Below are 14,122 nucleotides of genomic sequence, written 5' to 3' on the forward strand. Positions count from 1 at the left end.
GGTGGCGCGAGCTACGTCGATGGCTGCTGCTTTCGCGGCGACGATAACTTTTGCGAACAGCGCGCTCGCGAGTGGGCCTGTGGTTGGTCCGTTCACGCAGCAGTTCACGATGCGCGGCGCAATTGGGCGCGGTCCCGTCGTCACCCAGCCTGTGGTCACGGCGGCACCTGTCGGCACTTCGGCGGCGGTTGTGAATCAGCCTGCGAATGCGGCCGCTCAGGCTGCGCAACAGCAAAGCGGGCGACGAGGCTGGAGGGGGCTGTAATGCGCGCGCTTCTCTCATATGTGAGCACGAGCCACACGCATGGCGAGCGGAAAGCAAGATGGCTCTCGGTTCTGTCATGCGTGTTGATGTGGGCACTTCTGCCTATGGGTGTACGCGCGGCGACGTGCACTGCGCTTACTCCGGCGCAGTTCATGGTGGCCTTTCCTCCTTCCATCGTGGTGCCGCGAGATCTGCCCGTCAATGCCTCCATACCGGGCGCATCGGTCACCGTCACGGGGCCGGCGGACGCATCACACGGCGTCACGTGCACTTTCACTGGTTCCGAAACGGTGCCCGCCGTTTTCACTAACGATCAGGGCGGTATCGCGTCGTCAGGCAACGTTACGCCGATTGGAAATACGGGAATCGGTTTCACCTTGGTGGCGAACGCTGGCACCAGCAACTATGTGACTGGCACACGAAACTTAGGCGCTGCGACTTTCGCGCCAAACGGAACGACATGTACCGCGTCGCCTTGTTCTGTGACGCTTGGATCCCCCCTGACGATGCAACTCGTCAAATTGAAACAGACGCTCAACAATCCCACATTGCTGGCCGGTAATTACATGGACGTCACGATCAACGGACTTCCGGACTCGACAGTGTCGATCTCGAACGCCATTCAGATCATCAGCCAGACCTGTTCGGTCACTACGCCGTCGATCGGCGTGGATCTCGGAGCAGTACCAGTCAACCAGTTCACGACGGTGGGGTCGGGCTCCAAGCCGGCGGATTTCAGCATCGGAGTCGATTGTACGGGGCTGTCGACAGATCTCCACATTACGTTCACGGATGCGGCCAATCCATCGAACCAGACGAACACGTTGCCGTTGAGTTCAACATCGACGGCCAGCGGCGTCGGTATTCAGATCTTGCGCAACGGAGCGGCTGTTTCATACGGACCTGATTCGAACATCGCCGGCACGACCAACCAGATCGATATCGGTCCGGTGAACGGCACGGTAACCACGATTCCGCTGAGCGCACGCTACGTGCAGACGTTGTCAACGATCCGCGGGGGGGCGGCAAACGGATCGGCCACGTTCACGATGTCCTATCAATGACGGCGGCCCGCGAAACGACATTCAAGTATTGACAGGGGTAGCGATATCGCTGTTGGTGTTGGCAGTAGAAGTAGTTGTGACTTCCATAATTTTTTTACTAGGTAACAGAAATGCAAAAAGTCGAACGCAACGTATTGGAACAATCGAAGGTCGCAGGCGGTTGCTGCAAGTGCTGCTGCAAGCCGAAGACGCCGGTGACGCCGCCGGCAACTGGCGGCAATGGCGGCAATAACACCCTGTAATCACCGCTCCAGTACACCCCGGTCATTATTGACCGCATAGCGCTGAGATAGCCCCACGCCATGAGCGTGGGGCTTTTGCACTTGTTTGCCTGTTTCCGCCTCCGCTTCCGATTTCTGAATCTCTCACTTTATGATGTCTTGGAAGTCCCCGCTCGAGTGGCCTGGCGCCATTCGGCGCCGCCTGGATCGCGCTTTCAAAAGCCTCGGACGTTTCGCCGTTCGCGCGCTGATGTCGCGCATTTCGCTGGGCGCAATAGAGCCAATCGCCGATGCGATCGTGCTGTTTCAACGGTTATACAGTCCCAACGTCCGCTGGAGCGGCATCGAGCGCCGCGAGTTCGCGCTCGATGTAATGAAGAAGTGCGGCGTGAGCAACCGTCGCCTGCTCGCAGCCCGCACCCTGGAAAAGCTGATCGACCAGCGCCTTCACTTCGGTCGTCAACGCCATTTCGCGGAAGCATGGCCCGACCTTCAACGCATTGCCGGCATGCTTGCGCAGACCATCGCGCAGCTGAAGAGCGAAGCGCCCGGACGGCCCATCATCGTGTCGCCGTTTCACTACGTATCGCAGTACGCGAACATCTACGTGATCGACGATCTGCGCGCGAAGCTCGGCCTTTCGCGCATCGGTGTCGTGTCCGGCGTGCCGCGCGATCTCTATGGCAGCGACGACGCGATGATTCCCAACGTGGATGTGCTGTACACCTACAGTCAGGACAATCGCGGCGGCCTCGGACTGCAGGTCGCGCGCTCGCTCAGGCGCAACGGTGTCGTCGTGATCTTTGCCGACGTGCCGCCGTACACATTACATCGCTACCCGATGGAGACCGTCGGCGTGTCCATCTTCGGCCACGCGGCTCGCATTCACAATGGCGTGTTCCGCATGGGAGCGTCGCTCGACGCGATCCTGTTGCCGTTCTATCTGCGCTTCGAGCGCGGCAGGTTTGACGGCACTATCCTCGATCCCATACGGCTCGCCGACCCCGACGCGCCGCAACGCGTCGCGTGCGAGATCGAGCAGGCTCTCATGACCAACTTCGAGAGTTCGCTCGTGGTGGGTCATCCTTCCCTGTATGCGTTTGCGCCTGCGAAATAGCACTTAATAGCCCTTAGAGAGTCGATGCGGGCTGTAGCAGTCGCGCAGAACATTATGGAACCAACCAGTCTTCCTCAATTCAAGGACGTGCCGTGGCGATGGATTGCCTACTGCGCGTCAGGCATCGTCGTCGCGGCCGTCACATTCGGATTTGTGCATCAGGTCGAACTCAAGCAGGACGTCCAGTGCGAAATCGTCTCGCCATCCGACGTCAAGGTGCAGGGCTTGAACGGGCTCGTGTCGTCTGTCTATGTGCATCCCGGCGAGCGCGTGATCGAGGGCATGCCGCTTTTCAGCGTGCAACGCGATCTGTCGCTTGCGAGCGATGGGCGCCAGCGGCCCATGTTCGACGAGCAGATGCGCGATGAACAGATCCGCACCGCCGATCAGCAGTACGAGCAGCGCAAGGCGCAGTTGGGCGCGCAGCTCGACGCGTCGAATGCGACGGCCGAAAGCCGCCGCGCCGAGGTGGCCGCGCTCGACGAACAGGTCACACAAAACCGGCAACTCGTCATCGAGGCACAGCGCAAGCTGAGCCGGCTGCAATCGGTGTCCGACTACGTGAGCGCCGATCGCATCGAGCAGGCGAGCGCCGACACGCATCAGGCGAAGGTCTCGGTGGCGCAAGGCGTCGCGCGGCGTGAGCAGCTGAATGGCGAAATCGCGACGCTGCGCAGCACCCAAAGCGACCTGGCGGCACAGTTGAAGGAGAACGATGCCAGACATGCGCGCGATGTTCAGGACATCCAGATGCGTTTCGAACAGACTCGCCAGAATTCCACGATTTCAGCGCCGAAGTCGGGCGTCGTGACGTTCTCCGCTCTTGTGGCCGGCCGCACGCTGGACCCCGCCGATGTTGCGCTCGTCATTTCCACCGACGACAAAGGCGCGTTGCGCGCCGCGCTGCGCATCCCGTCGCGCCGTCGCGGCTTCGTGCAGACAGGACAGACCGTGCGTCTCAAGTTCGACGCGTTTCCCTACGTGAAATTCGGCACCTACGAAGCGCGCATCGACGCAATCTCGCAGACCACGGTCCAGTCGCCAATGTCGCCATCGCCTGTGGCGGCGACGCGTCCGAAGGACAACGGTGAGGGCGATTTCATGGCGTGGGCGACCTTGCGCGGCAAAACGTTCGACTACGGCAAGCAGCACTTCGACATCCTGCCCGGCATGCGCGCGACGGCGAGCATCGTCGTCGAACGCAGAACGATTGCGGAGTGGGTACTTGAGCCGTTGTTTCGCATGATCAGAGGTTGAAGGAATGCGCACGATCTATCAAAACGAAGTCGCGGAATGCGGCTACGCGTGTCTTGCGATGGTGCTCACGCATCTCGGCCGCGCGACCGAGGTGCGCGAACTGTCCGCACATCGGCCCATCTCCGCGAACGGCCTCTCGCTGATGGACCTCTACGACATGGCCACCGAGTTCGGACTGGCGGTACAGGCCTATCGCTTCGGACTCGAAGACGTGCCGACCATCAAACGCGGCTCGATTCTTCATTTCGGCGGCGCGCATTTCGTCGTCTTCGAGAAGTGCGGACGCGGCCACGTGCAGGTCATCGACCCGGCGACGGGGCGGCGGCGCATTTCGATGGACACGTTTGCCGCGGCCGTGTCGGGCTTCCTGCTCGAATGTTCGCCGACACCCGGCATGCCGCGCGTAAAGGTGAAATCCCAGGTTCCGAAAGCGCTGGCGCGCGTGCGCGCGCTCAATCCGGATCTGCGCAGGCATCTCGCGAAAGTGATGTTCGTGATGCTCGGCAGCCAGTTCGCGATTCTCGCGGCACCGTATCTCGGCAGTCTGGTGCTCGACTATGTCGTCGCGGTCGACAACGTCAATCTGTTGAACGTGCTGGTGCTGACATTCACAGGCATTTTCGCAGTCGGCGCGTTGAGCCAGTATGTGGAAACGCGGTTGATCGAACTGCTGCATCAGCGCACGCAGATGAACACGACGGAAGGGCTGCTGGGCAAGCTATTGCGCAATCCGATGTCGTGGTTCGAAAAGCGCCATGTCGGCGACGTCTATGCGCGTCTCAAGGCACAGGACGAAATCAGCGTGCAGGCCGTCCGTACTTTCACGCATATGTGCGTGGACACGGCCGTCGGCGTGTTCGCGCTCGCGCTGATGCTGATCCAGAGCCCGCGGTTGACGGCTGTGGCTGTGGCGATCTTCGTGGTCTATCTGTCGATCGCGCTGGGCATGTTCGCTCGCATGCGCGACAACCACGCGCTCGTGCTCGAAACTTCCGCGCGTTGCGACGATGCGCTGATCGAGACGATACGCGCCGCGTCGCTGATCAAGCTCGCACAAGGCGAGACGCGGCGCACGGCAATTTTCATGACGAAGTATCGCGAGTACGTCGCAGCGCTTTTGACCGACAACCGCTTGAGCAGCGCGCGCGACGCCATTCTCAAGGCGGTGCAGTACGCCGATACGCTCGCGATCACGTGGTTTTCCGCGCAACTGATGCTGGGCGGCAAAGTGTCCGTCGGCGTGTTCTATTCCTTCCTGATCTACAAGTCGCTGATGTCCGAGCGTTTTGCGCGCACCGTCAACGGCGTGTTCTCGCACTTCATGCTGAGCGTGCCCGTCGCGCGCGTGGACGATATCGTCGAATGCGAAGAAGAGCGTTACACGCCGCCTTCGGATACCAACCGCGCAACGGAAGTGCACGCGTTCGAGCGCATCGAAATGCGCGACGTGACATTCAGCTATGGCGTATCCGACCAGCCGGTGCTGAAGAACGCGAGCATCGACATCAGCGCGGGCGACAAGATTGCGATCATAGGCCCATCGGGCGCGGGCAAGTCGACGCTCTTCAAGCTGCTGTCGGCGGCAGTGCCGCTTCAGCATGGAGACATGTCGCTCAACGGTATTGCATGGCCGAACCTCACCGTCGATGAAATCCGCCGTCACGCAGCGCATATGCGGCAGGGCGATCTGATCCTGCACGGCTCGATCGCGGATAACGTGTCGTTGTTCTCGGGGAATATCGACGAGGCGCGCGTGCAGTCGGTGCTCGAAGACGTGGGCCTATGGAACGACGTGATGCGTCTGCCGATGCGCGCGCGCACGGTGATCAGCGACACCATCGCGAACATCTCGGCAGGCCAGCGCCAACGCCTGCTGCTTGCTCGCGCGCTGTATCAGCAGCGCAGCCTGTTGCTGCTCGACGAGCCCACGTCGAATCTCGATCCCACATCCGTCAAGCACATCGGCGCGCTGCTGCAGCGCCTCGATTGCACGGTCGTCGTGATTACACACGACATGTCGCTTGCCGCGAGCTTCGGCACGCGCTACCGGCTCATCGACGGTGCGTTTATGCGCGAGCCGTCACATCAAGGTCATATCGAATCGGACCCGTTGCATGCATAGTTTCAAACACTCAATCGCGATGGCGGCAGCCTTCTGCTTGCTGAACATCGGCGCGAGCGCTCAGGCCGCCGATCTCGTCACCGTCGTGCAGCAGGCACTCGGGCGCGACGCCGATCTCGCGCAGGCGCGGGCCGCTCAGGTCGCCGCGAAAGAGGCGGTGCCGCAGGCGCGCGCGGCCCTTTTGCCGCAGATCTCCGGAGGCTGGGGACGCACGTACAACAGCATCGCGACGCAAGGCTTTCCGCGCACGTCGTACTGGCAGAACGGCTGGACTGTGTCGCTCACGCAGCCGATCTTCGACTGGACCAAATGGGAGGCCTACAGGCAGGCCGATTACGTCGAAGCACTGGGCGCAGTCAACGTGGACGTCGCGCAGCAGACGGCGTTGCTGCGCGCCGTGCGCGCGTACTTCGACGAACTCGCGGCGGAGGACGAAGTGAAGCGCGCGTCCGACTACGGCGCCGCCGTCGACACGCAGATCCAGATTCTGCAGCGCAACCGCGCGGCCGGCGAGGCGACCGTCATCGACATGCGCGAAGCGCTGACCTCGCGCGAACAGGTCACGTTGCAACAGTCGGACGCGCAAAACGCGCTTGCTACGAAGCGCCGCGCGCTGGAACAGGTGACGGGCGTGCCGTTCGCCGCGCTGTCGCGTTTGCCCGATACGCTTGCGCTGCCGCGTCTCGCGCCCGAGGATGCCGATGCGTGGGCGAATCAGGCAAAGGATCACGGCTATCCGGTGCAACAGAAGCAGCTCGAATGGCAGGTCGCGAAGTTCGATGTCGGCAAGGCGAAGGGCGAGCACTATCCGTCCGTCTTTCTGACGGGCAGCTATACGCCGTCGGGCGCGGCATCCGGCTATGCGCGACCGACGACGACGGCGACGGGCATGCTCGCCGTGTCGATTCCGCTGTACGCCGGCGGGGCGACGCAATCGAAAGTCAGGCAAACCGAGGCGCTGCAGGATGAGGCGATGCAAGCGCTCGTCGGCGCGACGCGCACGGCCGACGCATCCGCTCGCGACAACTACGCGCGCTATCAGCAAGGCCGCGCACGCGTGGACATGCTCGTGCATCTGGTCGCGTCGTGCCGCGAAACGCTCGCGGCGACACGGATCGGCTACAAGGTCGGCACGCGCACGAGCATCGACGTATTGCGCGCCATCGATACGCTCTATTCGGCGCAGCGCGATCTCCTCGCAGCCCGCTACGACGCCGTCGTCACGTTGTTGCAGCTCAAAGGCGATACGTCGACGTTGAGTCTCACGGATGTCGTCGAGATCAACACGTTGCTTCGTTGAACTTTCAACTGTTCGTCAAGAACTGTCAAAAATGAAGGGGCGGTGGAAAAGTCGTCAACGCTTTGTCGGGCGAGGCGTTTAGAGCGATGACCTATCAGGTCGGCGGCCCATGAGCCGTTTAATCAATGCAAGGTTTTGAGGAATCAAGTCAATGAACAAGCACATCATCGCTGCCGCTCTGGCAGGTCTGTTCTCGGTCGCCGCATTCGCGCAGGCATCGGCACCCGCCGCCGCAGCACCGGCTGCCGCTGCCACGGAACAGGCACCGGCTTCGGCACCGGCCGCAAAGCACCACGCGAAGAAGCATCACGCCAAGAAGCACCACGCTCACAAGGCAGCGCCGAAGGCAGCCAGCGACGAAGCAGCATCGGCAGCGCAGTAACGAGCGCGCCACGCTGAGGCGAAAGGGGGAAGCGCGCAAGCGTCTTCCCCCTTTGCATTTGCATCAGACGCGCGTCTGGCGCTGGTCCGAAAATGGACCGAGCCGGCGCGCAAACCGGCGCGCGCATTCCAGTCCGAACGCGGTCGGACGCATGCCGCGATCGTGAGCGACGTCGAAACCCATCCGCCATGCAGCGATGCGTTTGCCGTAGCACGTCAAAGCATCGAGCGATTGCATCACGAATACGATCGACGACAGGATGCGCTCATATAGCGCTTCTGCGTTCGCATGATCGCCTTTGGCAAACGCGTCGTAAATGGCGGCTTGCCAGTCGAATGTATCGGGCGCAACGATCAGTCCCGCGCAACCGGCGCGAAGGTTGTCGATGAGTTCCTGTCCGCCGCGTCCATTGAAAACGGGCAGTGGACTGCGTTGTTCGCGCAGGCGTTCTATCGTCGATTGAATGACCGTGGCCGGGCCTTCGCCTTTGAGCCACTGAAATTGCGGGCACTGCGACGAAAGCGCGACGAGCGATTGCACCGACAAGCCCACGCCCAGATACTCGGGCGCATTCTGAATTCCCACGGGCGCTTTCACGCGCGCCATGACTTGCGAGAAGAAATCGAAGTAGAACGATTCGGGTTGGTCGCGCATGGAAGGCGGCTGGAGGATCAGCGACGACGCGCCGTGTTCCACTGCGTAATCCGCGAGCGCGAGTTGCGCTTCGATGGTATCGCCCGTGATCGTGACGGCCAGCGGAACGCGATCGCCGATATGTTCGCTGGTCCATTCGATGAAGCGTTGCTTCTCTTCCAGCGACAGACGGTTCACTTCAGTCGCGAGACCAAGAATCACGATGCCGCTTGCGCCTGCTTCGATCGTGCGATCGATCTGCGTGTGAATGGCGCGCCGATCTAGCGCGTTGTCGGCGTCGAAGTACGCGTAGAGCACGGGCCATATGCCGCGCGGCGAAAAAGAATCGAGGCGTGACGTGATGGTCGTCATGATCGATGCCATATCAATGCGATTCGCGCGGCACGGGCGCGCCGCTCGCGCCGACGAGGAAGTCGAGATCGGCGCCCTGGTCGGCCTGCAACACGTGCTCGACGTAGAGCCGGTAGTAGCCGCGCGCGGGCAGTTCTGGCGCTCGCCATGCGGCGCGGCGCCGTGCGAGTTCTTCATCGGACACGTCGAGATGCAGGCGTCGCGCGTCGACGTCGAGTTCGATCATGTCGCCCGTCTGCACGAGTGCTAGCGGCCCGCCTGCCGCTGCTTCGGGCGACACGTGCAGCACGACGGCGCCATACGCGGTGCCGCTCATGCGGCCGTCGGAAATGCGAACCATGTCCGTGATGCCTTTTTGCAGGACCTTTTTCGGCAACGGCATGTTGCCGACTTCCGCGAAGCCCGGATAGCCTTTCGGCCCCGCGCCTTTGAGCACCATCACGCAGTGCTCGTCGATATCGAGCGAGTCGTCGTCGATCTTCGCGTGCAGTTCTTCGACGTTCTCGAATACCACCGCGCGGCCTCGATGCTTGAGCAACGAAGCCGTCGCCGCAGACGGCTTGATGACGGCGCCATTCGGCGCGAGATTGCCTCTGAGCACAGCGATGCCCGCGTGCGGCTTGAACGGCTCGGCGAAAGTCGTAATCACTTTCTGATCGTAGTTGGGCGCATCGCAAACGTTCTCCCAGATCGTCTTGCCGTTGACGGTCAATGCATCGCGATGCAGAAGACCTTGCTCGCCCAGTTGACGCAACACCGCGGGCAAGCCGCCCGCGTAATAGAAATCTTCCATCAGGTGCTCGCCCGACGGCTGCAGATTCACGAGGCACGGCACGTTCGATCCGAGTTCCCAGTCTTCGAGCGTGAGGTCGATGCCGATGCGCTTCGCGAGCGCGATCAGATGCACGACGGCATTCGTCGATCCGCCGATCGCCGCATTCGTGCGGATCGCGTTCTCGAAGGCCGCGCGCGTGAGGATCTTGTCCATCGTCACGTCGTCGCGCACCATCTCGACGATGCGCCGCCCCGCGAGATGTGCAAGCACCTGGCGGCGCGCATCGACGGCGGGAATCGCTGCGTTGTGCGGCAGTCCCATGCCGAGCGACTCGACCATCGATGCCATCGTCGATGCTGTGCCCATCGTCATGCAGTGGCCTCGCGAGCGGTTCATGCACGATTCCGCGTCGATGAACTCCTGCTGGCTCATCGTGCCCGCGCGCACTTCTTCGGACATCTGCCAGACGCCCGTGCCCGAGCCGAGCGTGCGTCCGCGAAAGCGGCCGTTGAGCATCGGCCCGCCCGAGACCGCCAGCGCGGGCGGATTGCACGACGCCGCGCCCATCAGCAGCGCCGGCGTGGTCTTGTCGCAACCGACGAGCAGAATCACGCCGTCGATCGGATTGCCGCGTATCGACTCCTCGACATCCATCGAAGCCAGGTTGCGAAACAGCATCGCCGTGGGCCGCAGATTCGATTCGCCGAGCGACATCACGGGGAATTCGAGCGGCAGGCCGCCCGCTTCGCGCACGCCGCGTTTGACGTATTCGGCGAGGTCGCGAAAGTGGGCATTGCAGGGCGTCAGTTCGGACCACGTATTGCAGATGCCGATCACGGGGCGGCCATCGAATTCGTCGTGAGGAATGCCCTGATTCTTCATCCACGAGCGGTGGATGAAGCCGTCCTTGTCGTTGCCGCCGAACCAGCTTTGCGAGCGAAGTTTGCGCATGATGTCTCCTGGGTCTGCTTCGTTTTGCCTGCTTCTTCGTTGTCCTGTCGCTGCAAGGTGAGCTTAGCCGATTCGCCGCGCGATGCATGCACCCACGCAGAAGCGGCCCGCTTCGCGAAGCTGGGCGGTTGCATTGCAGCAGAGCGCGACCAAGGACAAAACCGCATCGACAGCGCTGCGCTCCTGTGGCAAGGCACGGCCGCTCAAGCCGCGCGACGCACTGCCTGAATCGCTGAACGGACGCGGACCTTTCCACAAGCGACATGCGCATCCGCTGATCACGCACTGCACCATCGTCACAAACCCTTGCTGGGCAAGCCTCGCAGCCATCCTCTAACGGCCGTTCTCTTTTGCCCGTGTCGCATTTCCGCAAGCGTCTGTCGCAATTAGTCGGCTAGTCGGGGTTTTTTCTGGCAACTATGTAGTCACACTGTGCGGGCCGGCGCCTGCACCACGAGGAGATGGAGTCAATGAAATCCCCAAAGGTCGTGGTCGAAGGTTTATGTAAGGTTTTCGGGCCCAACCCGAAACTGGCTCAGGACATGCTCTCGCGAGGCGCGTCGAAAGACGAGGTCTTTGCCAAAACGGGGCATGTCGTGGGCGTTCACAATGCCTCCTTCGACGTACAGGAAGGCGAGATTTTCGTGTTGATGGGCCTGTCGGGTTCCGGCAAGTCCACGCTGATCCGTCTCATCAACCGGCTCGTCGAACCGACGGCCGGCAAGGTCATCATCGATGGCCGCGATGTTGCAGCCATCAAGCGTTCGGAGCTGACGTCGCTGCGCCGCACCGACATGAGCATGGTGTTCCAGTCGTTCGCGCTGATGCCGCAACGCACGGTGCTGGCGAATGCCGCGTTCGGTCTCGAAGTGGCAGGCATGGGGCGCAAGGAGCGCGAGAAGCGCGCGCTCGACGTGCTCGAGCAGGTCGGTCTCGCGACGTTCGCGGGCAAGCTGCCGGCGGAGCTGTCGGGCGGCATGCAGCAGCGCGTGGGTCTTGCGCGTGCGCTTGCGGTGAACCCGTCGCTGATGATCATGGACGAAGCGTTCTCCGCGCTCGACCCGTTGAAGCGCAAGGAAATGCAGAACGTGCTGCTGGAACTGCAAAAGAACCAGCGCCGCACGATCCTGTTCGTGTCGCACGATCTGGAAGAGGCGCTGCGCATCGGCAGCCGCATCGCGATCATGGAAGGCGGCCGCGTGGTGCAGATCGGCACGCCGCAGGACATCATCGCGAATCCCGCCGACGACTACGTGCGCGCGTTCTTCGAAGGCGTCGATACGAGCCGCTATCTGACGGCAGGCGATCTGATGCAGGCGAACGGCGTGCCCACCTTGCGCGATCTGGACCAGAAGAGCGTCGCCGAGTCGCTGAACGGCAGCGCCGAATACGCGTTCGTGCTGGACGCCGAGCGACGCATTCGCGGCTTCGTCACGCGCGATGCGATGAGCAACGTGAGTAGCGGGACGGCGTCGCTCAAGAAGATCGAATGCATTTCGCGCGGCGCGCCGCTCGAACATGTCGTGTCGCGCGTGTGCGCGAGCACGACCGCGCTGCCCGTGGTCGACGACGAAGACCGCTATTGCGGTTCCGTCGATCAGGCGGCAGTTCTGAAAGTCATTACGCGCAATCGAGGTGGTGCCCATGTCTGAGATCATTCCACTCGGCCGTTGGGTCGACCAGTCCGTTCACTATCTGCTCGACCACGACGCGAGCACGTTCGATTCGATCGGCAAGGCGATCGAGAGCTTCGCCGCAATGATCGAGCATGGCCTGCAAGCCATTCCGATGTGGGCGTTGATGGCGTTCTTCATCGCGATCGGCTTGTGGCGCGTGGGCTGGCGCTTTGCGATATTCGCCACCGCTTCGCTGTTGCTGATCTACGCGACAGGCTTCTGGGACCAGACGGTCATCACGTTGGGCCTCACGTTGTCGTCGACGCTGATCAGTCTCGTGTTCGGCATTCCGCTCGGCATCTGGGCCGCGAAGAACAAGCACGTGCAGATGATCGTGCGCCCGATTCTCGACCTGATGCAGACGATGCCTGCCTTCGTCTATCTGATTCCTGCTGCGATGCTGTTCGGCCTTGGCCGCGTGCCTGGCATTCTCTCCACCGTGATCTTCGCGATGCCGCCCGCCGTGCGTCTGACGAGCCTCGGCATCAAGCACGTGAACCGCGAAATCGTCGAAGCAGGGCAGGCGTTCGGCTGCACGCCGTGGCAGTTGCTCTACAAGGTGCAGTTTCCCAATGCGCTGCCCTCGATCATGCAGGGCGTGAACCAGACGATCATGATGGCGCTGTCGATGGTGATCATCGCGTCGATGGTGGGCGCGGGTGGCTTGGGCAACGACGTGCTCGCGAGCATTCAGCGCCTCGATATCGGCCTCGGATTCGAAAGCGGTCTGTCCGTCGTGTTGCTCGCGATCATTCTGGACCGCATCACCGAGAGCTTCGGCCGCTCGCCCGGCACGTCTGCCGCGCCGCGCTTCGCCGGTCTGCGCAGCGTGATGCGCGTGCGCCGCGAACAGCCGGTGGTCGCGCAAAGCTAAGTCTCCGTCGTATCGAAACTGGCGCCAGTTCTCCGGCTCGCCTGCAATACAACCAATAAGTGGTGGTCCCGCGAGAGCCTCAGGGCTCTCGCGGTGGCCAAACACATTCTTCTTTGTGCATCACGGAGCGCGACGTGGCGTCTATCAGGGCCGAAGCGGCGTTGTCGAATCTTGCGCATGTGGGCTTTCTGACGTTGCCCAGTTTTTCGATGATCGCGTTCACAAGCGCGGTCGAAGTGCTGCGAATGGCGAACTATGTGTCGCGCGCGCAGCACTATTGCTGGTCGGTTCTCACGCATGACGGCGTGCCCGTGCGGGCGAGCAACGGCATGACCGTCAAGCCGACGCGCTCGCTAGAAGAAGCGGGCATGCCCGATGTGCTGATCGTCTGCGGCGGCACGCAGATCCGCAACGCCGTCGATGCGAACATCAGAACCTTGCTCGCGGATGTCGCCGCGCAAGGCGTGCCGTTGGGCGGCATCTGCACTGGCGCGTATGCGCTGATGGCGGCGGGGCTGCTCGACGGATACAGCTGCGCGGTGCATTGGGAAGATATGTCGGTGCTGCACAAGGAATATCCGCACGTGCGCTTCGCCGACGAGCTGTTCGTGATCGATCGCGATCGTTTGACCTGCACGGGCGGCACCGCGCCGCTCGACCTGATGCTGAATCTCGTCGGCAGCCGCTTTGGACAGAACCTCGCGGCGCAGGTGTCGGAGCAGTTCATTCTCGAACGCATCCGCAGCGCGAGCGATCCGCAGCCGATACCCGTCGATGCGCGCGTCGGCTTTTCGCGCGCCGAACTGATCGAAGTCGTGCGGCTGATGGAAGCGAATATCGAAGAGCCTTTATCGCTCGAAGAACTCGCGCGGCTCGTGCAGTTGTCGCAACGTCATTTGCAGCGCATGTTCAAGGTCTATCTGAACGTGTCGCCGACTCACTACTACCTGTCGCTGCGCTTGCGGCGCGCGCGCGATCTGCTGCGCACGACGGACGCATCGATTGCACGCGTGACGGCCGTATGCGGCTTTCACTCGCCGTGTCATTTCAGCAAAGCCTATCGCGCGCAGTTCGGCCATGCGCCGAGCGTCGAGCGGCGTCAGGCGAGCTAGC

Annotated in this window: 13 protein-coding genes; 11 read left to right on the plus strand and 2 right to left on the minus strand. The window is 62.2% G+C overall.

Annotated elements, in window-relative coordinates; genetic code table 11:
• Nucleotides 1-19: 19 nt before the first annotated feature.
• The 8 genes from VSR68_RS33460 to VSR68_RS33495 all read left to right on the plus strand — a co-directional run bounded on the left by VSR68_RS33460 (nucleotide 20) and on the right by VSR68_RS33495 (nucleotide 7,728).
• The gene (locus VSR68_RS33460; RefSeq protein ID WP_342943856.1) at nucleotides 20-265 is read left to right on the plus strand and encodes a hypothetical protein; all 246 of its coding nucleotides are present in this window, start codon (nucleotides 20-22) and stop codon (nucleotides 263-265) included.
• A 152-nt stretch (nucleotides 266-417) separates the two neighbouring features.
• Complete coding sequence (locus tag VSR68_RS33465) at nucleotides 418-1,329, plus strand: fimbrial protein (protein WP_342943857.1); 912 nt, start codon at nucleotides 418-420, stop codon at nucleotides 1,327-1,329.
• Between the two features lie 110 nt (nucleotides 1,330-1,439).
• Entirely contained in the window at nucleotides 1,440-1,571 is a 132-nt protein-coding gene (locus tag VSR68_RS33470; protein WP_342943858.1) for a hypothetical protein, read from the plus strand.
• A gap of 229 nt (nucleotides 1,572-1,800) precedes the next feature.
• Entirely contained in the window at nucleotides 1,801-2,667 is an 867-nt protein-coding gene (locus VSR68_RS33475) for a hypothetical protein (protein WP_342943859.1), read from the plus strand.
• Nucleotides 2,668-2,721: 54 nt separating this feature from the next.
• Nucleotides 2,722-3,924: an HlyD family efflux transporter periplasmic adaptor subunit gene (locus VSR68_RS33480; protein WP_342943860.1), complete on the plus strand. Its 1,203-nt coding sequence runs from the start codon at nucleotides 2,722-2,724 to the stop codon at nucleotides 3,922-3,924.
• Nucleotides 3,925-3,928: 4 nt separating this feature from the next.
• Complete coding sequence (locus tag VSR68_RS33485; RefSeq protein WP_342943861.1) at nucleotides 3,929-6,046, plus strand: peptidase domain-containing ABC transporter; 2,118 nt, start codon at nucleotides 3,929-3,931, stop codon at nucleotides 6,044-6,046.
• On the plus strand, nucleotides 6,039-7,346 hold the full coding sequence (locus tag VSR68_RS33490; protein ID WP_342943862.1) for a TolC family outer membrane protein: 1,308 nt from the start codon (nucleotides 6,039-6,041) through the stop codon (nucleotides 7,344-7,346). The genes VSR68_RS33485 and VSR68_RS33490 overlap by 8 nt, the downstream gene beginning before the upstream one ends.
• A gap of 151 nt (nucleotides 7,347-7,497) precedes the next feature.
• The gene (locus tag VSR68_RS33495; RefSeq protein WP_342943863.1) at nucleotides 7,498-7,728 is read left to right on the plus strand and encodes a hypothetical protein; all 231 of its coding nucleotides are present in this window, start codon (nucleotides 7,498-7,500) and stop codon (nucleotides 7,726-7,728) included.
• 63 nt (nucleotides 7,729-7,791) lie between these two features.
• Here VSR68_RS33495 and VSR68_RS33500 read toward each other — a convergent pair whose 3' ends face one another.
• The gene (locus tag VSR68_RS33500; RefSeq protein WP_342943864.1) at nucleotides 7,792-8,733 is read right to left on the minus strand and encodes a dihydrodipicolinate synthase family protein; all 942 of its coding nucleotides are present in this window, start codon (nucleotides 8,731-8,733) and stop codon (nucleotides 7,792-7,794) included.
• Nucleotides 8,734-8,746: 13 nt separating this feature from the next.
• Nucleotides 8,747-10,459: an IlvD/Edd family dehydratase gene (locus VSR68_RS33505; RefSeq protein ID WP_342943865.1), complete on the minus strand. Its 1,713-nt coding sequence runs from the start codon at nucleotides 10,457-10,459 to the stop codon at nucleotides 8,747-8,749.
• Nucleotides 10,460-10,929: 470 nt separating this feature from the next.
• Here VSR68_RS33505 and VSR68_RS33510 point away from each other — a divergent pair, with 470 nt between their 5' ends.
• From VSR68_RS33510 to VSR68_RS33520, 3 genes are all read left to right on the plus strand, one after another.
• Nucleotides 10,930-12,111, plus strand: coding sequence for a glycine betaine/L-proline ABC transporter ATP-binding protein (locus tag VSR68_RS33510; RefSeq protein ID WP_342943866.1), 1,182 nt, complete (start codon nucleotides 10,930-10,932; stop codon nucleotides 12,109-12,111).
• Nucleotides 12,104-13,009 carry a choline ABC transporter permease subunit gene (gene choW, locus VSR68_RS33515; protein ID WP_342943867.1) on the plus strand — a complete coding sequence of 302 codons (906 nt, stop codon included), beginning with the start codon at nucleotides 12,104-12,106 and terminating at the stop codon, nucleotides 13,007-13,009. Before VSR68_RS33510 ends, choW begins: the two co-directional genes overlap by 8 nt.
• 134 nt (nucleotides 13,010-13,143) lie before the next feature.
• Nucleotides 13,144-14,121 (plus strand): GlxA family transcriptional regulator, encoded by a 978-nt coding sequence (locus VSR68_RS33520; RefSeq protein ID WP_342943868.1) that lies wholly within the window; start codon nucleotides 13,144-13,146, stop codon nucleotides 14,119-14,121.
• Nucleotide 14,122 lies beyond the last annotated feature (1 nt).

The sequence above is a fragment of the Paraburkholderia phymatum genome (assembly GCF_038900715.1).
GTDB classification, from domain to species: Bacteria; Pseudomonadota; Gammaproteobacteria; order Burkholderiales; family Burkholderiaceae; genus Paraburkholderia; species Paraburkholderia phymatum_A.

What these genes read in the sequence shown, in the direction of transcription:
- VSR68_RS33460 (WP_342943856.1), top strand. Translation starts at nt 20, where the DNA reads ATGGCTGCTGCTTTCGCGGCGACGATAACTTTTGCGAACAGCGCGCTC.
- VSR68_RS33465 (WP_342943857.1), top strand. Translation starts at nt 418, where the DNA reads ATGGTGGCCTTTCCTCCTTCCATCGTGGTGCCGCGAGATCTGCCCGTC.
- VSR68_RS33470 (WP_342943858.1), top strand. Translation starts at nt 1,440, where the DNA reads ATGCAAAAAGTCGAACGCAACGTATTGGAACAATCGAAGGTCGCAGGC.
- VSR68_RS33475 (WP_342943859.1), top strand. Translation starts at nt 1,801, where the DNA reads ATGTCGCGCATTTCGCTGGGCGCAATAGAGCCAATCGCCGATGCGATC.
- VSR68_RS33480 (WP_342943860.1), top strand. Translation starts at nt 2,722, where the DNA reads ATGGAACCAACCAGTCTTCCTCAATTCAAGGACGTGCCGTGGCGATGG.
- VSR68_RS33485 (WP_342943861.1), top strand. Translation starts at nt 3,929, where the DNA reads ATGCGCACGATCTATCAAAACGAAGTCGCGGAATGCGGCTACGCGTGT.
- VSR68_RS33490 (WP_342943862.1), top strand. Translation starts at nt 6,039, where the DNA reads ATGCATAGTTTCAAACACTCAATCGCGATGGCGGCAGCCTTCTGCTTG.
- VSR68_RS33495 (WP_342943863.1), top strand. Translation starts at nt 7,498, where the DNA reads ATGAACAAGCACATCATCGCTGCCGCTCTGGCAGGTCTGTTCTCGGTC.
- VSR68_RS33500 (WP_342943864.1), bottom strand. Translation starts at nt 8,733, where the DNA reads ATGACGACCATCACGTCACGCCTCGATTCTTTTTCGCCGCGCGGCATA.
- VSR68_RS33505 (WP_342943865.1), bottom strand. Translation starts at nt 10,459, where the DNA reads ATGCGCAAACTTCGCTCGCAAAGCTGGTTCGGCGGCAACGACAAGGAC.
- VSR68_RS33510 (WP_342943866.1), top strand. Translation starts at nt 10,930, where the DNA reads ATGAAATCCCCAAAGGTCGTGGTCGAAGGTTTATGTAAGGTTTTCGGG.
- choW (WP_342943867.1), top strand. Translation starts at nt 12,104, where the DNA reads ATGTCTGAGATCATTCCACTCGGCCGTTGGGTCGACCAGTCCGTTCAC.